Genomic DNA, 22,132 nt, shown 5'->3' with positions numbered 1-22,132 from the left:
AAATTAGTTATTTCTAGCTTCTTGCATTGCTCTTTCTCCTCTTTCTTGAGCATCTTTTAGAGCGTCTTCAATAGATTTTTTATTATTAAATACCAAGTCTAATTCTTCTCCTAATACGTCAAGAGCATTTATTTCACCAATATTTCTCGCACCTTGGAAGCCAATTTCCATACAATCTAAGGACATAGATTTAATTGGATTTTTTTCTAAGTATTTTTTGTAACTATCTAATTCACGTACAGATTTTCTAACAGGTAAATATCCTGTGTTTTGTGAGAAATATGCAGTACTTTCAGGGATTGTAAGATGTTTTATATATTCCCATGCAGCTAGTTTTTCTTCAGGTGAATTAGTATTAAATACAGCAACATTTGTACCATAGAATAATTGGTCATTTGTTTTATATCCTGGAAGTGGTGCTGCAAACCAGTTTAAGCCATCAATTGCACCTTTTTCTATATAAGGAATAGCTGATGTAGAAGCTACACACATAGCTGCTCTTCCTTGTTGGAATGGAATATTAGCACTTCCATCTTCTCCAGCTAATCTAGCTATTTTTTCTTGTATCATACTATTTAAGAATTCTACTGCTTCTTTTGTTTCTGGAGTATCAAAATTTATTTTATCTTCTTCTTCGCTGATTATTACTCCGCCTGCTTGTTTAACCCAAGGAGCTATATCAGTTGAAAGATTATTTGCTAAAACTAATCCGTAAATTTCTGGTTCTCCATCTTTATCTTTATCAACAGTTAGCTTTTTAGCAGCTTCTTTCCATTCATCCCATGTCTTAGGAACTTCTAATCCTGCATCCTCAAACATGTCTACATTATAATAAAGAACCATTTGGCTTTTATTAAATGGCATAGCATATTGTTTACCATCCCATATTCCATCATCTAAAAATAATTGTGGAAAATCTTCAATTTCTTCTTTTGTCAATCCTACAGTTTCATTTTCCATATATGGTTTTAAATCTTCCACTAAGTTTTTAGAGATGTACCAAGACAATCTATTTGAATATACTTGAGCTATTGTAGGAAGCTGATTAGCTTTTGCTGCTCCCATTAATTTATCAAACAAATCTCTGTATCCACCTTGGTTTACTAGTTTTACGGTTATATTTTCATTAGCAGCGTTAAAATCATCAGTTAATTTTTGCAAAGCTTCTCCATTTGCTCCACTCATTGCATGCCAAAATTCAATTTCTACTGGGCTAGTGATTTCGGTAGCAATTGTTGATTCTTCTTCATTTACCTCTGGGTTTTCACTTTCGTTAACTTCATTGTCTGTTTCATTACCTGTTGTGTTGTTTGAACTATTACATGCTACAAGTCCAAATACAAGTACTAAAGATAATACTAATACTAAAATTTTTTTCATCAATTATCCCTCCATATTTTTATGCATTTAAATATATTTTATATAACCCATTTGACCACTATCCTTTTATTCCTGCACGTGATACTCCTGCAACTATGTATTTTTGAAGGATTAAATAAATTATAAATACAGGAATTATGATCATTGTAGCAGCTGCCATCAAAATATTGTAGTCTATTCCAGCTTCAGAAGAAAATGCAGACAATGCAACAGGCAGCGTTCTCATGGTATCTGAATTTGTAACTATTAAAGGCCAGAAAAATGAGTTCCAGCTATTAATGATTTTGAGTATAGCTAATGTTATTAAAGCTGGCTTTGATAGTGGAACCATTATTAGCCATAAAAATTTCATATCAGAGCAACCATCAATCTTTGCTGAATAATATAGTTGTTCAGGTATTCCAAGAAAGTATTGCCTCAGTAAAAATATTGAATATATACTTGCACACCAAGGAATAATTAAAGCTTTATATGAATCAATCCATCCCAATTTACTTAATGTAACGAAATTCGGAATGATTAAAACTTCACTTGGCACCATCATAGTTGCTATTAAAATAGAAAACAGTATTTCTCTACCTCGAAACTTAACCCTTGAAAATGCAAATGCTGCTAGTATAGTCGTAATTAATTCCCCAATTGTAACCATAGTAGCTACAAAAATACTATTTAGAAAATATCTTTTAAATGGAGCAGCTTCAAAAGCAATCTTATAATTTTCCCAAACTACCTTTGAAGGTATCCATTTTGGAGGCATTATTAGCACTTCTTTAGAAGGTTTAAGAGACGTAGAGATCATCCATGCAAATGGTAAAAGAATAAATAATGCACCTATTATTAAAATTATGTATATTATTATTTTAGATAATAATCTTTTTTTCATTGATTTCTACTTCCTTTAAACTATTGGTAGTTAGTCTTTTTTTGACCTAGTTTAAGTTGGATTAAAGTAAATATTAAAATAATAACAAATAATATAAAAGCTGCAGCTGATGCTATTGAAAATTGCCAATATCTATTAAATTTATTGTATATATAGTAAACAATAGTTAGTCCACTTTTTAAAGGGCCTGTTTGCTTATTATATAGGATAAATACCTCATCAAACAATTTAAAGCAGCCTATTACTGATGTTATTGATACAAAAAATAATGTTGGTGATAGAAGTGGTATAGTTATAGAGAAAAATCTTTTCCATGCAGGTGCTCCATCGATTTTAGCGGCTAAGTAATATTTTTCATCTATATTTTGAAGCCCTGCTAGAAATATTATTATTTTATATCCCATTCCCTTCCATACACTTAGTAAAATTAACATTGGTATAGTCATCTTAGGGTTAGTTAACCAATTTATTTTATTTATACCTAATGCCATAAGTATTGAGTTTATCAAACCAAACTCTTTATTAAACATCCATCGCCATACTATTGAAACAGCAACAGTAGATGTAATAAAAGGTATAAAGTATACACTTCTAAAAAATTTTTTTAGCTTTATATTAGAATTAAGAAGCAGTGCAAATCCTAATGATACAATTATTGATAATGGAACTGCTCCTAACACAAATAAAAATGTATTTTTAAGAGCCAGATAAAAATCTGGATCTGTTAGTACATATTGAAAGTTGTCTAAGCCTCTTTTATAAACTTCTCCTGATAGATAGTCAAAGTCAGTATAAAAACTCATAGCAAGAGATTTTATAATAGGGTATATTTGGAACACTGCTATGATTAGCAAAGCAGGGAGCAGATATAAAAAAGCTTTGAACTCATTATTTTTAATTATCTTTTTTATTACTGCTGCTTTTTTCAACATATACCACCTCTTTTGCTATGACTAGAAAATATGAAGCTTCTTAATACCTAAACCAATATTGTCTCCGATTTTTAGATCAAAATCCCAAGGAGTAACCATCGTAATATTTAAATTTCCTACTTTTACTTTTACATATATTTCTTTTCCTAAAGTCTGTAAACTTACTATATTACCTACAAAAGAATAGTCATTGTCTGTTATAAAAATGTCTTCTGGTCTAATTCCTACTGTTACTTGTTTATTCTTATTATTTATTTTAGTTATGTATTTATCTAAATTAAGTTTTATATTGGTATCATCTATTTTAATAGAGTTAGTGTCTTGAAAATATTTTCCTTTAAATAAATTAATAGGTGGATTTCCTAAAAACCTAGCGACAAATACGTTTGCAGGGTTCATATACATTTCTTTAGGTGCAGCAAATTGCTGACATTCTCCATCTTTCATTAAAAGGATTTTGTCTGATATACTCATAGCTTCTTCTTGATCGTGAGTTACAAATATAGTAGTGATTCCTACTTGTTTTTGTATACGTTTTATTTCATCTCTAAGCTCTATCCTCAACCTTGCATCTAGATTTGATAAAGGCTCATCTAATAGCAGTATTTTTGGTTTTTTAACTAATGCTCTTGCAATAGCCACTCTTTGCTGTTGTCCTCCTGATAGCTGAGATGGTTTGCGATCTATTAAGCTATCTATATGCATTAAACTTGCAATTTCTTCAGCTTGCTTTTTTGCCTCTTTCTTGGGGATTTTTTTCATTTTTAATGGAAACATAATATTTTTTAAAACTGTCATATGGGGATATAAAGCATAGTTTTGAAATACCATTCCTATTTCTCTATTTTCTGCCTCTATTTCATTAACTCTTTTATCATCAAAATAAATATCTCCAGAAGATGGTTTAAGGAGACCTGCGATTAAAAACAAAGTGGTGCTTTTTCCACATCCACTAGGACCTAGTATACAAACTAATTCTCTATCTTCAATAGTTATATTGAGATTTTTAACTGCTTCAACTTCATCAAATTTTTTTGATAGGTTTTTTAGTTTTATTCTCATGTTTGTACTCCGTCCTTGGCCCTTATTTATTCCATGGTATATGGTAGCATTTTTGTTATCAAAATTAAAATTGAATATTTCTATTTTATTAAGTGAGGTTATAGATGAAGATGTTATGTTTAATTGGTAAAGAAAAAAGAGATTAACTAGAGAGCATAATTAATAAACATGATAAAACACTTGGCGATTTTAAAGTTATTATGCTAAAAATAAAGCTAATAAGCTTAGATTTTAAATATCTGCTTGACAAAATGAACTTATTGAACATATAATAAAAGTGTACTAATTACACATATTGAACATAATAAACATAGGAGGTGAGTTATGGAAGAAGAATTTATTACTACTAAAGAGCTTTGTGAGTGGCTAAAAATCAGTAAATCAACAGCTAGTAATTGGCGTAAACAAGGGATGCCATACTACGGCAAGGATAGAAGTTTACGTTACAAAAAGTCAGAAGTAAACAGATGGTTAGATATGCAACGAAATAAGCAAAAATAAAGGGAACTCGCTCCCCGACCAAAGTTTGCGAATTCCCTAATTCAAGGAGAATTGTAATGAACAATCCTCATGTTCATTATAACAACTCCTAATCTAAAGTTCAAGGAGGGAGAGTTATGCTAAATAACCCACTTATTAGAGAACTTTACTATAGATCTACTGATAATGGTAATGGCGAACTTTTCAATGACCCAGAATATGTAGAAGCAGATAAGGAATTTCAAAAGGTTTTAAAGGAGCTTGAAAAATATATTCCAATAAATATGAAAGAAATATTGTTTAAATTAGACGAAGCCGTTAGTGCTAAGATATCAGTTGAAGCAAAATATTGTTATGAGTGTGGATTTAAAGATGGTGCTAATATATTAATAGCAGTTAAGGATTAATATAGTGTATTTTTTAATAAATGTATAGGCAAAGGGAGAAAATTGGATGAATTTCCTTATTTTCTCTCTTTAATTATTTTGAAATTATAGCAAGTAGAAAACACATAAACTTTTATATATTAGTGTTTTCTGATATAATTTATATAATGTTAAAATTTTATTATTTATACTATATTTGAGAAAAACTTATTATATTTAAGTATTTGTACTATACCAGGAGGTAAATGATATGGAAAAATTGACTGTACAAAAATTAGAATCGACTTTATGGTCTGCAGCTGATATCTTAAGAGGGGAATTAAGTGCAGCGGAATATAAAGATTACATATTTGGACTTTTATTTTTAAAAAGGATGAATGACCAATTTAAAGTTGAAAGACAAAGTAAAAAGGAAGAATTTTTGTCTCAAGGCATGGATGAAGAAGAAGTAAATATGATACTTGAAGAACCTTCAATATATGAAAATTTCTTTGTACCTGAACGGGCAAGATGGGATAAATTAAAAAATTTAAATTTTAACATAGGTCCAGAACTGGATAAGGCATTTAAAGCCATAGAAGATGAACCTAGAAACTCTGAACTTATAGGAGTACTTACAACAGCAAACTACAACGATAAAGAAAGAGTACCAGATAAAAAATTATCCCAACTATTATTATTATTTGATAGTATAAATCTTTCAAACGATAACTTAGAAAATAAAGATGTACTTGGTAATGCCTACGAATATTTAATAAAGAAATTTGCAGATGAAGGCGGTAAAAAGGGAGGAGAGTTTTATACTCCAGAAGAAGTTGTTAAAGTTCTTGTAAATATACTAAAGCCTAAAGAAGGAGATAGAATATACGACCCAACGGTAGGAAGTGGGGGTATGCTTATACATTCAACTTACTACATAGAAAAACATGGTGGCAACCCTAAAAATGTCTCATTGTTTGGTCAAGAAATAAACCTTTCTACATGGGCAATTTGCAAAATGAATATGCTTTTCCACGAAGCAAAGGGAGCAGATATTAAAAAAGGTGATACAATAAGAAATCCTATGCATGTTGAAGGAGGAGTGTTAAAAACTTTTGATATAGTTCTTGCCAATCCTCCATTTTCGTTAAAAAATTGGGGATATGAAGAAGCACAAGCAGACTCATATAATAGATTTCCTTATGGAATACCACCAAAAAGCTATGGAGATTTGGCCTTTGTTTGCCATATGATAGCAAGTTTAAATAACAAAGGAAAAATGGGAACAGTAGTACCCCACGGAGTATTGTTTAGAGGTGGAGCAGAAGGGAAGATAAGGAAAGGAATATTAAAGGATGATTTAGTCGAGGCAGTAATAGGACTTCCTGCAAATATATTTTATGGAACAGGAATACCTGCAGCTTTGTTAATAATAAATAAAAGTAAGCCAGCAGAGAGAAAGAAAAAAGTATTGTTTATAGATGCAAGTAAAGGGTTTATTAAGGATGGAAATAAAAATAGACTCAGGAAAGAAGACATAGAAAAAATAACAAAGACCTTTGATGAATTCAAAGATGTAGATAAATATGCCAGAGTTGTTAGTTTGGATGAAATAGAAGAAAATGATTATAACTTAAACATAAGTAGGTATGTAGATACAACAGAACCAGAACCTGAAGTGGATATACCAAATGTTATTAATGAAATAAAGGAACTAAAAGAAAAATCTAAAGAAACAGAAATGAAATTAAATGAATACTTGAAGGAATTAGGGTTTGAGGAAATTTAATATAGATGTTGGATAAAGAGAGGTGAAATAGATGAAAGAAGAAATAAAGGAAGGATATAAAAAGACAGAAATAGGAGTAATACCAGAAGATTGGGAAGTAAAGAGGTTAGGAGAATTAGGGTTAGCATATAATGGATTGTCTGGTAAAAACAAAGACGATTTTGGTAGAGGAAAGTTATTTATACCATATAAAAATATATTTAATAATTCAAAAATAGATATTAATTATTTAGAAAATGTTGTTATTAAAGAAAATGAAAATCAGAATAAAGTTAAATATGGTGATATATTTTTTACAACATCATCTGAAACACCTGAGGAAGTAGGTATGAGTTCTGTTATTTTAGATGAAGTGGATGAATTATACTTAAATAGCTTTTGTTTTGGATTTAGATTAAATGATTTTAGTACATTATTGCCTGAATTTGCAAGATTTTTATTTAGAGGAAGTAAAATAAGAAAAATAATTTCAAAATTAGCACAAGGTTCTACAAGATTTAATTTGTCAAAATCTCAGTTGTTAAAAATAAACATACCTATCCCACCCCTCAGCGAACAGCAAAAAATAGCATCCATTCTTTCAACAGTAGATGAATTTATTGAACAAATAGATAAATTAATAGAAAAAACTAAAGAACTTAAAAAAGGACTTATGCAAAAACTCCTAACCAAAGGTATTGGACATACAGAATTTAAAAAAACAGAAATAGGAGAGATACCAAAGGAGTGGGAGGTAAAAAGATTAGAAAAATATATAAAAATTAGGAGCGGGTATTCACCTAAAAATTTTGAGTTAAACGTGACAGGAAAATATCCATTTTATAAAGTTGATGACCTAAATTATACACCTAAATATCTAAATAAATCTAAGTTTTATTTTAATAAATGTTCTTATCCATTAATGCCAAAGGGAATGGTTGTTTTCCCTAAAAGAGGGGCTGCAATATTTACTAATAAAGTTGCAATTTTAGAAAAAGAAGGATATTTTGATACTAATATTATGGGACTAATTTGTAAAAAAGGTTTAAATAATGAGTATTTATTTTATCAAATCAGTTTCTTAGAACTAAAAAAGTTTGCTGACACCACTGCTATACCACAAATTAATAATAAACATGTCAATCCTTTAAAAATCCCACTTCCACCCCTCAGCGAACAACAAAAAATAGCCTCTATTCTCTCTGAAGTAGACAACAAAATAGAACAGTACGAACTAAAGAAAGAAAAACTCCAAATTCTTAAAAAGGGACTTATGCAAAAATTGTTGACTGGGAAAATAAGGGTGAAAGTGTATAACTAGAGATATCAAAAGAAGGTGATAACATGTCTTATCTAGGAAATGAAGAAACCTTAGTTGAATTACCAGCAATTGAATATCTACGGGAAAAATTAGGCTATGAATTTGTCCATGGACAGTTTTTGACCCCGGAATATGATGAAAGGGATTCTATGACAGAGGTTATTTTAAAAAAAAGATTAGAAAAATCACTTAAAAGATTAAATCCGTGGATGAATAATACCAATATAAATAAGGCAATAAGATACCTTGCTAGACCTGAAAATTTAGGGATAAACCTTTATGAAATAAATGAAAAAATTTATAATGCAATAGTAGATTTATCTTATTCACTTGACCAAGATTTAGATGGAAGTGGACAGAAAAAATACCATACAGTAAGATTTATAGATTGGGATAATATTGATAATAATGAGTTCCTAGTTACCAGACAATTCAAAGTACACGGACCAAATGAAAATATAATACCTGATATAGTTATATTTATAAATGGTATACCTGTAGTAGTTTTAGAGTGTAAATCTCCATTTCTTGAAAAAAGTAAAAATGAAAATATGGGCAAGTATGAAGCCTTTAATCAACTTCAGAGATACATGAATTTAAGGGGAGGAGATATAGTAGAAGGGGCAGAAAGGCTCTTTTATACAAACTTTATTACAGGTATTTTAAATAAGTATCATGGCTATATAGGGACTATAAGTTCCACATATCAATTTTATCAAGAATGGAAAGACCCTTATCCATTTAAAATTAAGGATATAGGTGGGGTAGAGGACAATGGTCAAAATATATTATTACATGGCGTGCTAGAGAAAAATAACCTTTTAGATATAATGAGAAATTTTATAATTTATGACGGTGGGATAAAAAAGGTTTGCAGATATCAGCAGTTTAGAGCGGTAAACAAAGCTTTAAAAAAACTCATAAAAGGTAAAGATTCAATAAGCCGTGGAGGAGTTATATGGCACACCCAAGGTTCAGGAAAATCCTTAACTATGGTATTTTTAGCAAGAAAAATAAGGAGGATTAAAGAGCTTTATGATGCTACTATTGTAGTAGTAACCGATAGAATAGATTTGGATAAACAGATTTACAATACATTTGTAAGAACGCTGTCCAGTATTACAACACCTATAAGAGCAGACAGTGTGGCTTCATTGAAAGAGCTGCTAACTCTTGCACAGCCACAAATAATAATGACTACTATCCATAAATTTCAAGGGGAAAAGAGAGACAAAGAAGTATTAAAAGATACAAAACAAAAAAAGGCTTTATATTTTGAAAAAGACTTTCCAGTTTTAACTACAAAATCAAATGTCATTGTCCTTGCTGATGAAGCGCATAGAAGTCAATATAAAGGAATGGCTAAGAATATGAGGAATGCTCTTCCTAATGCTGCTTTTATAGGTTTTACAGGAACGCCTATTGATAAAAAGGATAAATCTACAGTTAGAACTTTTGGAAAATATATAGATAAATATAGTATAAAACAAGCAGTAGAAGATGGTGCAACTGTTAAGATTATATATGAAGGTAGAAAACCAGAACTTCAAATTAAAGCAGATACATTAGAAGAATTATTCGATGTAGAATTTGAAGATAAAAGTGAAGAAGAAAAGGAAGCGATAAAACAAAAATATGCTAATAAAAGAGCAATAGTGGAAGCTGATGAAAGGATAGATGATATAGCAAAGGACATTCTTACTCATTATAAAGAACAAATTTATCCTAATGGTTTTAAAGCACAAGTAGTATGTATATCAAGGGATGCATGTGTAAAATACTATAATGCATTGACTAAATATATGGAAGAAATCATGGGGGAAAAATTAGAAGTAAAGATTATCTTTTCGGGCAGCCCTAATGATGAACCATATTTAAAAAAGCATCATACTACAAAATCAGAACAGGATAAAATAATAAAAAGGTTTTTACAGCCAATAGAAAAAGATAAACTTTGTTTTCTTATAGTAAAAGATATGTTATTAACAGGTTTTGATGCACCTATAGAACAAGTAATGTATCTTGATAGACCACTGAAAGAACACAATCTACTTCAAGCAATTGCAAGGGTAAATAGAACATATGGAGACGGTAAAAAATGTGGTTATGTAATAGATTACTATGGAATATCTAATCACTTAGAAGAAGCATTAGCAATATTCGATAAGGAAGAACTAGGGCAGCCAATGGAATCTCTAGACGCAGTATATAATCAGCTGCTTTCCTACAGAGAAGCAGTTATGAATATGTTTAAAGGCGTGGATAAAGAAGATTTAGATAGTTTGATTAGAAAAATTGAACCTGAAGATAAAAGGGCTGAATTTGAACTAGCATATAAAAGATTTGCAAGCACAATGGAGCAATTATTACCTTTGCGGGTTTCAACAAGTATTATAAATGATTTAAAATGGCTAACATATATAAGAGCAGCAGCAAAGGCTAGATTTGAACCGCAGAACAAGCTGGATATTGCAGGTTGTGGGGGAAAAGTTAGAAAAATTATATCAGAACATTTAAAATCTAAAGGTGTAGAGCAGTGGATAGAACCTATTACACTATTTGACCCAGATTTTAATAATAAAATAAATAAGTTAAATTCTGATGAAGCAGTAGCATCAAGCATGGAGCATGCAATAAAGCATGTAATACACATTAAAATGGACGATAATCCAGTTTATTATACATCTCTACTTGAAAAACTTCAAAAGATACTTGATGAAACAAAAAATAACTGGATAGAAAGAAAGAAAAAGTTAAAGCAATTTATTGAAAATGATATTAATAAGGGTGAAGTAAAGGAAGCAGAAGCATTAGGTCTAACAAAGGAAGAATATGCTTTTTTTGAAATGGTTAAAAAGCATCTTAATGAAAACAGTGAAAATGATTTTGTAGTGAAAGAAGAAGGAGAAGATTATATTTCAAATGAGATAATTGAATTATCAAAAAGTATTGCTAAAGATGTATGTGAAATAGTTAAGAAAAATTATATGATAGATTGGACAACAAATCAGGCAAAGACTTCAGATATAGAGAGAGCTATATATCTAATGCTTACAACAAAATACTTTAAAAAGATAAAATTAGAAATTAGAAAAAAGTTAGTAAAGCCACTTTTAAGCCTCGCTAAAAAACATTATGCGGTAATAGATTAAGGATGATTAATATGAAATTGTCGTTTGACTATGGGACAAGAAAAATAGAATTTACTTTAGAATATAGGAAAAGAAAAACCATGGAAATACGTGTAGAGCCACCAGATATCGTAAATGTAGTGGCTCCTCTTAATACTTCAGAAGATATGGTAATCAAAATAGTAAAAAATAAAAGTCCTTGGATAATACAAAAATTATATGAACTTAAAAATATAGAATATAGAAAAATTAAAAGAGAATTTGTAAATGGAGAATCATTTATGTACTTAGGGCGAAACTACTCACTTCAAATAATAGATAATATAAATGTAAAAATGCCAGAAGTTAAATTGTATCAAGGGAAATTTTATATTACCTCCAATACAAGAGAAGAAAATATATTAAAAAAAGCAATGGAGAATTGGTATAGAAAAAAGACATTAGAAAAAATAAAGGAAAAAGTAAAATATTATCAATCTTATTTTAAAGAAATACCTTTGAATATAAAAGTAAAAGAGCAACAAAAAAGGTGGGCAAGTTGTACCTCAAGAAATGAATTATTATTTAACTGGAGATGTGTTATGGCACCATCTAATGTGCTTGATTATATAGTAGTCCATGAAATGTGTCATATGGTTCATAAAAATCATTCAAAGGAGTTTTGGAATTTAGTATCATCAATAATACCAGATTATGAGGATAGAAAAGACTGGCTTAAAAATAATGGAATTAGGATGGATTTATAAATAAAAAAGGATACCCTAATTTGTTAAGAGCCTATCGAGATATGGGCTCTTTTTTATATTGACTTAATTGATATATTGATGTAAGAAGAATAAATTCGAAGGAATTTAATAAATACTCATTTTATAAAAATATGATTACATGAGATATTAAAAAAAGATATTTTTATTTAAATTTTGCATTTTAACATTATACAATATGTGATATTATTGACATAATTAAAATAGGTAGTTGCAGAATAAAAAAATGAACTTATCCACAGAAAAACAGGATAAAAGATGCGATAGCATAAAGTAATCCACAAAAAAAGAGCATAAGAAACCGAAGGTTAATTAAATCTTTAATTTTTATCAATATTCAATTATGTTCAAATTATGCTATTAATGTTTTTATTGCTAGAGGATTATCGTGATTTTCTTGAGTTTTAAACAGAAGTATGAAAGCAATTAATTGAGATATACAAGCCAATAAAATATCAGATTTCAAGGAAACTGTATTACGAACTTTTGTAACTTTTAACTGCATAAAATTTTTAATTTGTGATATCGACCTTTCAATAATGGTCCTTCGCTTGAAAAGTAAATTCCATTTCAAGCTATCGCGAGGAAAAGAAGCATTAAATCTGTAACTATGATGGATAGTAAGTTGTTTAATCCGCCCACATTTTGACTTGGTGCAGGGATTATCACAATTAAGAATATAGGTAGTTTTACCATTTACAATGGTTTTCTTTACCTTAGGGCAGATATACTTAATTCTATCAGCACGACCTTTTTCTCTAGTAATACCGTCGTAGACCATAGGTAAAGAAGGGTTTATAGGGCAAAGAGGAACACCAAGTTCATTAAAACCAGGTTGAGGTAAAATAAGAGAATTTCTAGGATTAATGTTGATAATAGGCATAATATTTTTAGAATGTAGATAAGCATAATTATCATCAGCATCAAAACCAGAATCTCCAATAAAGTATTTATAATTAAAATTAGGATGAATACTAAAAAAAGTTTCAAGAGAAGGAATTAGAGATTTAGCATCATATAAATCCTTAATCCCTTGTGGAGTAAGGTCAAAAGACAAACTATTATCAGAGTCATAAAAATTAACATCTCTAATAAGGCCAAAACCATTAGTAGAAATAACAGCTTTTTGATAATAACCAAAATGACCATTAAGGTAACAAAACTTAGCGTCTTTATTAGAAGATGCCGATTTAGGCATTAGACTTTGAGCATATTTTTCGATATCAAAATTAGAATTAGGATTACCTTTATTAATAGATTTATCATAAGCTTTCGCTTTACGTAGCTGAGACTGATAAAACTTAGGATTATTTTCAGTCACATAAGGTTCAAAGCCAGTAGTATCAGTAATTAAAATAGAAGAAAGAAAAGGGCTAACATCTTTAGCTAATTCATCAGTGACATCAACAAGGCAATGAAACATTTCTCTTAACTCATCAGAGAAAGTAGATTTAAACCTAGAGAACTGTGACTTATGAGGAATTCTAAGGAAACCACAAAAGCTACGCATCTCAGAAGAAATATGTAAAAAAGAAATTAAAAGGTCAATAGTAGGGATAGATAAAATATTTTTAAAAACAAAAGCTAAAAGCATAGACTCAAGAGAAAAATCTCTATTAGTACCTTTATTAGAATAATACTTTTGATAAAAAGAAAAAGGAATATATTTAGAAATATCAATAAATTGATCAAATAAAGAAAGCAAATCACTCTGGTTTTGATAAAAAAAATCATTAAAATCAGAAGAAATATCACAAAAGTTTAATTGTTTAGCTTGAACTGGCATGGTTTTCTCCTTTCTTTGAGTTATTAACAATTTCTTATTATATATATACCCAAAAATGGGGGAAAACCATCCATTTCAATAGATTTAAATGTAGTATTTATGCTAGTTGTAGTATTTTGCAACGAGCTAAATATATTATTTAAAAGAGGGATAAAAATGACTAATTATTGGAGAAAAGTAATTTGTTTGTTAATGATAATTTTTTTATTTCTATTTTCATTTGGATGTGCTGACAAAAAAGAAGATAAAATAATTTTCGAAAAAAATAATTATGAAGAAAAAAATAGTGAAAAGGAATTTCCTAATAAGCCTATCCAGATTGTTGTTCCTTATTCACCAGGTGGAGGAACTGATAGTGTTGCAAGATCTCTTGCATGGACTGCTGAAAAATTCTTTAATGTTCCAATAGTAGTTGTTAATAAGGAAGGTGATGGAGGGGCAGTTGGTATGTCAGAAGGAGTAAGTGCTCAACCAGATGGTTATACTGTTACAATGATGACTGTAGAACTTGTTACACTTTCAAACTTAGGATTAGCCTCTTTTACCTATGAGGATTTTAAACCTATACTTCAAGTAAATGCAGACCCAGCAGCACTTACTGTAAAAGCTGATGCACAATGGAATAATGTTGATGAATTTATTGAATATGCCAGAAAAAATCCTAATAAGATAAAAATTGGGAATTCAGGAGTTGGAGCCATATGGCACCTTGCTGCTGCTGGGATAGAAAAGAACACTGGAGTTAAATTTGAACATATTTTTTTTGATGGTGCTGCACCAGCAGTCGTTTCTCTGCTTGGAGGAGAAATTGATGCAGTAACAGTAAGCCCAGCTGAGGTACTTACTCATGTAAGAAATGGTAAGTTAAAAGTTTTAGCAGTATTATCTCCTAAGAGGATAAGCAGTTTGCCTAATGTACCTACTTTTGCAGAAGAAGGTTATGATTTTTCCATTGGAACTTGGAGAGGACTTGGAGTACCAAAAGATACACCAGATGATATATTGAAAATTCTTCAAGAAGGATTTGAAAAAGCAGCTAGAGATCCTGAATTTATTAATATGATGAATAAATTGGAGTTAGGATATAAGATAGCTAAACCTAATGACTTTTTAGAAACTATAAAATTAGATGATCGTTTGGTTAAAAATTTAATTGAAAATTTAGGATATTAATTTATTCATGTAAAGGATGATTTAGATGAAGGAAAATAAGATAAAATTAATAAAAGAAAGTGGAATAGTAGCTATTATTAGAAATATTGATGAGAGTCGAGTATTAAATGTGACTAATGCTCTTTTAAAAGGAGGAATTAAATGTATTGAAATTACATTTAATACACTTAATGCTAATAAAATGATATCAATGATAAAAAAAGAGTTTAAAGATGATGTTTTTGTAGGAGCAGGAACGGTAATAGATGAAGATACTGCTAAGATTGCTTATGATTCTGGGGCAGAGTTTATTTTAAGTCCAAGCTTACATAAAGATGTAATTGAATTTTGTAATAATAATAAAATCATATCTATTCCAGGGGCTTATACACCTACAGAAATAATAACAGCAAAACAATGGGGTGCAGACATTATTAAGGTTTTTCCTGCAGGAGCTGTTAAACCTGAATATATTAAGATGCTAAAGGGCCCTTTTAATGATATTGATATGATGGCTGTGGGGGGCATTAATGTATATAATGTATCAGACTATATTAAGAATGGGTGTATGAGTGTAGGTGTAGGAGGAGCTTTAGTAAATAAAAAATTTATTATTAATGAAGAATATGGTAAGATAACTAATTTAGCAAAGAATTTTATACAAAATATAAAAGAAGCAAGAAATATTTAAAGAATGAGTATTGGAGGTAAATTCATGGGGCATATAATAATAGATACAGGAACGACTAATACGCGAATAAGGTATATTGAAAAAAATATTGTACTAGGAAAATATAGTGAAAATGTAGGTGTTAGAGATACAGCTATTACAGGTAGTTTACAGAAGCTTAAAGAATGTATTAAGAAGGGTATAAAAAGTTGTCTAAAAAGCTGTAATAGAGAAATTGAAGATGTAGATAAGATTATTGCTTATGGTATGATTATTTCAAATTTAGGCTTAGTAGATATACCTCATTTAGAAACTCCTGTAGGATTAGAAGAAATATGTAGGAGTGTAATAGTAAAATATTTTAAAGAGATAGTTGATAAGCCTATATACTTTATACCAGGGGTAAAAAATAAAATAGGAGAAGTAGAATCTGAGGAATTTTATTTAATGGATATGATGAGAGGAGAAGAAGTTGAGACTTTTGGTGCTTTATATCTAACTGAAACAAAAGGGCCAGCACTATATATTTCTCCTGGATCACATACAAAATTCGTGTTCTGTGATGATAGAAAAAAAATTGTTAGATGTAGTACAACCCTTACAGGTGAATTGTTATGGGCTTTATCAAAAGAAACTATATTAGCTAGCTCGATTGATAATAATTTGATGTCTAATTTAGATAAAGAGTATATATTAAAGGGAATGGAGGCTGCTAAAAAGTATGGTTTTTCAAGGACATGCTTTTTAGTGAGGATACTTGATATACTTAAAAATACTACATCTAATCAGCGGGTAAACTTTATAGCTGGTGCAATATGTTACTATGATATAAAATCAATAGAAAAAGAATTAAAGTCTAAAGAGTTACAAATATTAATTGGAGGCAAATCAATTTTAAGAGATTTATATGGTGTAGTACTTGAATTAAATCAATATGATACGAATAAAATACTTAAGTTAGACGATAAATTGGTTGAAAAAATTAGTTTTGCTGGGCCAATAGGTATAGTAGAAGGAACAATGAGTAGAGATGGTTTATTTTGATATATTTTGAGTTTATAAAAACTGGTAGCAGTAAATAATACTGTTATCAGTTTTTATATGACAAAAATACATAATTACTTTATGATAAAAATTTTACAATTTTTTTACACAAATACTTTACAACTTTATCATGATAAAGTATAATATTATTTATAAAATAGAATAAAGAAAGGGGAAAAAATAAATGAAAAAATTTTGTTTGCTTTTATTAGTTATTGGATTAATAATTATTTCAATGATAGGATGTACTTCTCAGGAAGTAGCTAATCAAGAGGAAGATAAATCTTTAGAAGAAATCAAAGAAAATGGTAAATTAGTTTTAGGGCTTGACGATAGTTTTCCACCTATGGGATACAGGGATGAAAATGGTGATATTGTAGGTTTTGACATTGACATGGCAAAGGAAGTTGCTAAAAGGATGGGAGTAGAACTTGAGTTAAAACCGATAGACTGGGATGGGAAAGTGCTAAGCCTTAATAACAAAGATATTGATGTAATTTGGAATGGCTTAACTATTACTGAGGAAAGACTAGAAAAGATTGGTTTTTCAAAACCATATCTAAATAATAAACAAATAATAATTGTAAATAATGATTCTAGTATTGATACAAAACAGGATTTAGCAGGTAAAATAGTAGGGGTTCAGTTGGGAAGTAGTGGAGAAGACGCATTGGCTGCAGATACAGAAACTGAAAATTCCTTAAAGGAAGTTAGAAGATATTCAAACTATGTTGATGCTTTGATGGATTTAAAAGCTGAACGTGTTGACGCTGTTGTAGTAGATGAAGTTGTTGGAAGGTACTATATATCAAAAAAACCAGGTGAGTATAAAATTGCAAAAGATAATTTTGGGGAAGAGCAATATGGAATTGGTTTTAGAAAAGGAGATATTAGTTTGATAAACGAAGTAAACAGGATACTAGATGAGATGAACGATGACGGAACAACCGCAGAAATATCAAAAAAATGGTTTGGCAAAGATATAGTTATTAAATAGGAGGAATTTAAAGTGGCGTATATAATCAATATAACAAGATTTATATTACAGAGTGCTTCGATCACACTTAAATTATGTGTAGTAACAATTATATTTTCTATTCCCATAGGGGTTATATGCGCCCTTGGAAAGATTTCAAAGTATCCTTGGTTAAAGTGGATAATTGAGTTTTATACATGGGTATTTAGAGGTACACCTTTGCTGTTACAACTTTTTTTCACTTACTTTGGACTATCAGTAGTTGGCATAAAGCTTAGCCAATTTGAGGCAGCTTCTATTACATTTATACTTAATTATGGTGCATATTTTACTGAGATTTTCAGAGGTGGCATAGAATCTATAGATAAAGGACAATATGAGGCTGCAAAGGCGTTAGGAATGAATTATAGACAAACTATGCTGCGTATTATTTTACCTCAATCAGTTAAAAGAGTACTTCCTGCAACAAGCAATGAAGCCATTACATTAATAAAAGACACTTCGTTGGTTGCTGCAATAGGAATGGGAGATATTTTAAGGGCAGCAAAACAAGTTTCAAATAGGGATTTTAGAATAGCGTCATATATTATTGCGGCTATAATTTATTTATTGATGACTTCAATAATAGTATATTTCTTTAAAAAACTTGAGAAAAAATATTCTGTGTATGAATAGGAGTTAATTATGAATATTATTAGGACAAAGGGATTATGTAAGAATTTTGGAAAACTTAAAGTATTAAAAGATATTTCTATAGAAGTGAATAAAGGTGAAATTATATCCATTATTGGTCCTTCAGGGTCAGGTAAGAGTACTTTTTTAAGGTGCTTGAACAACCTTGAAGATATTGATGATGGGATGATAGAGATAGAGGGTGAACCAATAGCTTTATATAAAGAAAATAAAAGAGTAAATATTAATAAATCTGTTATAAGAAAAAAATGCAGCAAGATAGGCATGGTATTTCAAAACTTCAATTTGTTTCCGCATAAAACGGTATTAGAAAATATTATTGAAGCCCCTATAGTGGTGAATAAAATAGATAAAAAGGAAGCAATAAAAATTGCAGAATCTTTATTATTAAAGGTAGGTTTGCTTGATAAGAGAGATTCTTATCCTTCAAAATTATCAGGGGGACAAAAACAAAGGGTAGCTATAGCTAGAGCATTAGCTATGAAACCAGATATTATGCTTTTTGATGAGCCTACGTCAGCTCTTGATCCTGAACTTGTTGGAGAAGTTTTAGCGGTTATTAAGGATTTAGCGAAAGAGAATATGACTATGATAATAGTCACTCATGAAATGGGTTTTGCAAGAGAAATATCAGATAGAGTTATATTTATGGATAAGGGAGAAATAATAGAGGACAGTTCTCCTGATAAAATATTTACAAACCCTGACCATAATAGAATAAAAGCATTTTTAGATAAAATAATATGATATAAAAATTATGTAATTAGAGAAAATTGCATAATTACTACAAGGTTAAAATTTAAAATCTATGTTAATTATATTGACATACGCTATTATATAGAGTATTATATGAATACATTCAATTATAATCATATAATAACTAATTACTAAAATTTTAATTATGGAGGGGTTGAAATGAAAGAACAAAATAACCAAAATGACCAACAAGGACTAGATTTATTTGGAAAATACCTTACTATATGGGTAGCTTTATGTATTATTGTAGGAGTAGCAATAGGTCAATTGTTTCCTGCTTTTCCAAGAACATTGAGCAAATTTGAATATGCTCATGTATCTATTCCTGTAGCAATTTTAATTTGGCTTATGATATATCCTATGATGTTGAAGATTGATTTTTCAAGTATAGTTAATGCTACAAAGAAGCCTAAGGGTTTAACTGTTACATGTATTACTAATTGGCTTATTAAGCCTTTTACAATGTATTTGATTGCAGGCTTTTTCTTTAAAGTAGTATTTAGTAAGTGGATTCCACCTGAATTAGCTACAGATTATTTAGCTGGGGCAGTGTTATTAGGAGCAGCACCTTGTACTGCAATGGTATTTGTATGGAGTCATTTAACTAAAGGTGATCCAGCGTATACTTTAGTTCAGGTAGCGATAAATGATATTATTCTATTATTTGCTTTTACTCCAATTGTTGCGTTTTTACTTGGAGTAAGTGATGTTTCAGTACCATATGATACATTGTTTTTGTCAGTAGTATTATTTGTTGTTATTCCTTTGGTAGGAGGTTATTTATCAAGAGTAAATATTATTAAGAAAAAGGGATTAGATTATTTTGAAAATGTGTTTTTAAAGAAATTTAATAATGTTACCGTTATAGGTTTACTACTTACTTTGATTATAATCTTCTCTTTCCAAGGAGAAATAATTTTAGGCAAACCACTGCATATTGCTTTGATTGCAGTACCTTTGATAATACAGACATTTTTAATTTTCTTTATTGCTTATGGATGGGCAAAAGCTTGGAAATTACCTCATAACATATCTGCACCTGCTGGAATGATTGGAGCTAGTAATTTCTTTGAATTGGCAGTAGCAGTTGCTATATCACTATTTGGCTTGGAATCTGGTGCTACTCTTGCGACTGTAGTTGGAGTTTTAGTAGAAGTACCAGTAATGCTTACACTTGTAAGAATAGCAAATAATACAAGATATTGGTTTACAGAATAATTTTAGCAGTATAAATTTGACTTTGTGTGAGTTTATAAAATATATAAGTGAGCTGTATAATGAATATTCATTATACAGCTCACTTAACTTTTAAATAATACAGATTTTTGATAAAATAATAATAATATATAATAAATGTAAAAAGAATTGCATAATAAAATCTTTCAAGAAATTTTGACCTTGTATTAATTATGCAAATTCCTTGTTTTATAATAGGAGGAAGTAATGGATATTGTAGATATATTTCAGTGGCTTTATAGAAACATGATGATTATAAATATGATTCTTGCAGTATTGCTAGTATTTTTTGAAAGAAAAAAGCCTACATCTACTTGGTTGTGGGTTATGGTGCTGTTATTCTTGCCTGGTATTGGATTTATTTTATATTTATTTATAGGACAAGATTTGAGAAAGAAAAAGTTATTTAGTTTAAAAGTGGAAGAAGATAAATTGTTAAAAAAAATGATTCGCAATCAAGAAAAGACTTTGGCATTACAGAGCCATATATTTAATGATAGTACTATGGATAAATATAAGGATATTTTAAATTTTCATATTATTAGTAGTGAATCTTTATATACAAGAGATAACAAAGTAGAGCTTTTTCATAATGGAGAAGATAAATTTAAATCACTTAAATCTAGTTTAAAAGATGCGCAGAATTATATACATATGGAATATTATATTATACGAAATGACAATTTGGGTAATGAAATATTAGATATACTATGTGACAAAGCAAAGGAAGGTGTGGAAGTAAAACTGCTTTATGATGGTATGGGAGGATTAAAGCTTCCAAAGAAATTTTTTAATTCTTTAATAGAAAGTGGTGGAGAAGTAGCTTGTTTTTTTCCACCTTTTATACCATATATTAATTTAAGAATCAATTATAGAAATCATAGAAAAATATGTATAATAGACGGCAAAGAAGCTTATCTTGGAGGATTTAACATAGGTGACGAATATCTAGGAAAGTCTAAAAAATTTGGGTTTTGGAGAGATACTCATGCTAAAATTTGTGGTAGTGCTGTCGACTCACTTCAATGGCGTTTTTTACTAGATTGGAGATTTGCTTCTAAGCAAGACATATCATTTTTTGATAAAAAGTATTTTCCAAAACACGATAAATGTGGAAATACTGGTATACAAATAGTTTCTAGTGGTCCTGATTCCAAATGGAATAATATTAAAAATGGATATTTTAAAATGATTAATAGTGCTAGAGAAAAGGTGTATATAGCTACACCATATTTTATTCCTGATGATAGTATACTTGAAGCATTAAAAATATCTGCATTATCTGGGGTTGATGTCAGAGTTATTATTCCTAGTAAACCTGATCACCCTTTTGTGTATTGGGCTTCTTTATCGTATATAGGGGATCTGTTGAGTGCGGGAGTAAAATTTTATACTTATAATAATGGATTTGTTCATAGCAAACTGATACTTATTGATACATCTATATGTACTTTAGGAACAGCTAATTTGGATATTAGAAGTTTTGATATGAATTTTGAGGTAAATGCTTTTATTTATGATAGAAATGTAACTAAAGAGCTTGAAGATAAATTTATTGAAGATTTAGATAGCTGCACAGAAATAACTATAGAAAAATATGAGAAGCGTTCAAAAATGGTTAAGATAAAAGAATCAATTTCGCGATTGCTTTCACCTATACTTTAAAATTAATTTCAAATTACTCTATATACTTATTGTTTTCTTGTAAATAGTTTAAAATAATCATCTTTGGA

At 29.5% G+C, this 22,132-nt stretch carries 19 protein-coding genes; 14 read left to right on the top strand and 5 right to left on the bottom strand.

Features of this window, described 5'->3' with window-relative positions:
* Window positions 1–3: 3 nt before the first annotated feature.
* From ACZ41D_RS10850 to ACZ41D_RS10835, 4 genes are read right to left on the bottom strand one after another with little or no spacing between them, the layout of a single operon-like run.
* Window positions 4–1,380: an ABC transporter substrate-binding protein gene (locus ACZ41D_RS10850; RefSeq protein WP_464151426.1), complete on the bottom strand. Its 1,377-nt coding sequence runs from the start codon at window positions 1,378–1,380 to the stop codon at window positions 4–6.
* A gap of 58 nt (window positions 1,381–1,438) precedes the next feature.
* Complete coding sequence (locus ACZ41D_RS10845) at window positions 1,439–2,263, bottom strand: carbohydrate ABC transporter permease (RefSeq protein WP_464151425.1); 825 nt, start codon at window positions 2,261–2,263, stop codon at window positions 1,439–1,441.
* 20 nt (window positions 2,264–2,283) lie between these two features.
* The gene (locus ACZ41D_RS10840; protein ID WP_464151424.1) at window positions 2,284–3,195 is read right to left on the bottom strand and encodes a carbohydrate ABC transporter permease; all 912 of its coding nucleotides are present in this window, start codon (window positions 3,193–3,195) and stop codon (window positions 2,284–2,286) included.
* 21 nt (window positions 3,196–3,216) lie between these two features.
* Complete coding sequence (locus tag ACZ41D_RS10835; RefSeq protein ID WP_464151423.1) at window positions 3,217–4,257, bottom strand: ABC transporter ATP-binding protein; 1,041 nt, start codon at window positions 4,255–4,257, stop codon at window positions 3,217–3,219.
* A gap of 324 nt (window positions 4,258–4,581) precedes the next feature.
* Here ACZ41D_RS10835 and ACZ41D_RS10830 point away from each other — a divergent pair, with 324 nt between their 5' ends.
* From ACZ41D_RS10830 to ACZ41D_RS10805, 6 genes are all read left to right on the top strand, one after another.
* Window positions 4,582–4,758 (top strand): helix-turn-helix domain-containing protein, encoded by a 177-nt coding sequence (locus tag ACZ41D_RS10830; RefSeq protein ID WP_464151422.1) that lies wholly within the window; start codon window positions 4,582–4,584, stop codon window positions 4,756–4,758.
* 116 nt (window positions 4,759–4,874) lie between these two features.
* Window positions 4,875–5,144 carry a DUF6809 family protein gene (locus tag ACZ41D_RS10825; protein WP_464151421.1) on the top strand — a complete coding sequence of 90 codons (270 nt, stop codon included), beginning with the start codon at window positions 4,875–4,877 and terminating at the stop codon, window positions 5,142–5,144.
* Between the two features lie 229 nt (window positions 5,145–5,373).
* Window positions 5,374–6,891 (top strand): type I restriction-modification system subunit M, encoded by a 1,518-nt coding sequence (locus ACZ41D_RS10820; protein ID WP_464151420.1) that lies wholly within the window; start codon window positions 5,374–5,376, stop codon window positions 6,889–6,891.
* Between the two features lie 31 nt (window positions 6,892–6,922).
* Entirely contained in the window at window positions 6,923–8,191 is a 1,269-nt protein-coding gene (locus ACZ41D_RS10815) for a restriction endonuclease subunit S (RefSeq protein ID WP_464151419.1), read from the top strand.
* A 23-nt stretch (window positions 8,192–8,214) separates the two neighbouring features.
* The gene (locus tag ACZ41D_RS10810) at window positions 8,215–11,343 is read left to right on the top strand and encodes a type I restriction endonuclease subunit R (protein ID WP_464151418.1); all 3,129 of its coding nucleotides are present in this window, start codon (window positions 8,215–8,217) and stop codon (window positions 11,341–11,343) included.
* An 11-nt stretch (window positions 11,344–11,354) separates the two neighbouring features.
* Complete coding sequence (locus tag ACZ41D_RS10805; protein ID WP_464151417.1) at window positions 11,355–12,068, top strand: M48 family metallopeptidase; 714 nt, start codon at window positions 11,355–11,357, stop codon at window positions 12,066–12,068.
* 370 nt (window positions 12,069–12,438) lie between these two features.
* Here the strand turns inward: ACZ41D_RS10805 and ACZ41D_RS10800 are convergent, their stop codons facing one another.
* A complete protein-coding gene (locus ACZ41D_RS10800) occupies window positions 12,439–13,872 on the bottom strand; it encodes a transposase (RefSeq protein WP_464151416.1) in 1,434 nt (477 codons plus the stop codon).
* A 156-nt stretch (window positions 13,873–14,028) separates the two neighbouring features.
* On the opposite strand from ACZ41D_RS10800, the gene ACZ41D_RS10795 reads away from it, so the two are divergent.
* The 8 genes from ACZ41D_RS10795 (at window position 14,029) to cls (ending at window position 22,064) form a co-directional block, all read left to right on the top strand.
* Entirely contained in the window at window positions 14,029–15,045 is a 1,017-nt protein-coding gene (locus ACZ41D_RS10795; protein WP_464151415.1) for a tripartite tricarboxylate transporter substrate binding protein, read from the top strand.
* A 25-nt stretch (window positions 15,046–15,070) separates the two neighbouring features.
* Entirely contained in the window at window positions 15,071–15,715 is a 645-nt protein-coding gene (locus ACZ41D_RS10790; protein WP_464151414.1) for a bifunctional 4-hydroxy-2-oxoglutarate aldolase/2-dehydro-3-deoxy-phosphogluconate aldolase, read from the top strand.
* A gap of 24 nt (window positions 15,716–15,739) precedes the next feature.
* The gene (locus ACZ41D_RS10785; RefSeq protein ID WP_464151413.1) at window positions 15,740–16,738 is read left to right on the top strand and encodes a 2-dehydro-3-deoxygalactonokinase; all 999 of its coding nucleotides are present in this window, start codon (window positions 15,740–15,742) and stop codon (window positions 16,736–16,738) included.
* Between the two features lie 184 nt (window positions 16,739–16,922).
* The gene (locus ACZ41D_RS10780) at window positions 16,923–17,735 is read left to right on the top strand and encodes an amino acid ABC transporter substrate-binding protein (protein ID WP_464151412.1); all 813 of its coding nucleotides are present in this window, start codon (window positions 16,923–16,925) and stop codon (window positions 17,733–17,735) included.
* A gap of 12 nt (window positions 17,736–17,747) precedes the next feature.
* The gene (locus ACZ41D_RS10775) at window positions 17,748–18,389 is read left to right on the top strand and encodes an amino acid ABC transporter permease (protein WP_464151411.1); all 642 of its coding nucleotides are present in this window, start codon (window positions 17,748–17,750) and stop codon (window positions 18,387–18,389) included.
* Window positions 18,390–18,404: 15 nt separating this feature from the next.
* Complete coding sequence (locus ACZ41D_RS10770) at window positions 18,405–19,154, top strand: amino acid ABC transporter ATP-binding protein (RefSeq protein WP_464153139.1); 750 nt, start codon at window positions 18,405–18,407, stop codon at window positions 19,152–19,154.
* A gap of 168 nt (window positions 19,155–19,322) precedes the next feature.
* Entirely contained in the window at window positions 19,323–20,381 is a 1,059-nt protein-coding gene (gene arsB / locus ACZ41D_RS10765; protein ID WP_464151410.1) for an ACR3 family arsenite efflux transporter, read from the top strand.
* Window positions 20,382–20,606: 225 nt separating this feature from the next.
* Window positions 20,607–22,064, top strand: coding sequence for a cardiolipin synthase (gene cls, locus ACZ41D_RS10760; protein WP_464151409.1), 1,458 nt, complete (start codon window positions 20,607–20,609; stop codon window positions 22,062–22,064).
* The last annotated feature ends 68 nt before the right edge of the window (window positions 22,065–22,132 follow it).

The sequence above is a fragment of the Brassicibacter thermophilus genome (assembly GCF_055378355.1).
The sequence above is the reverse complement of the archived record's forward strand: the minus strand, read 5'-3'. Positions and strand labels throughout refer to the sequence as shown.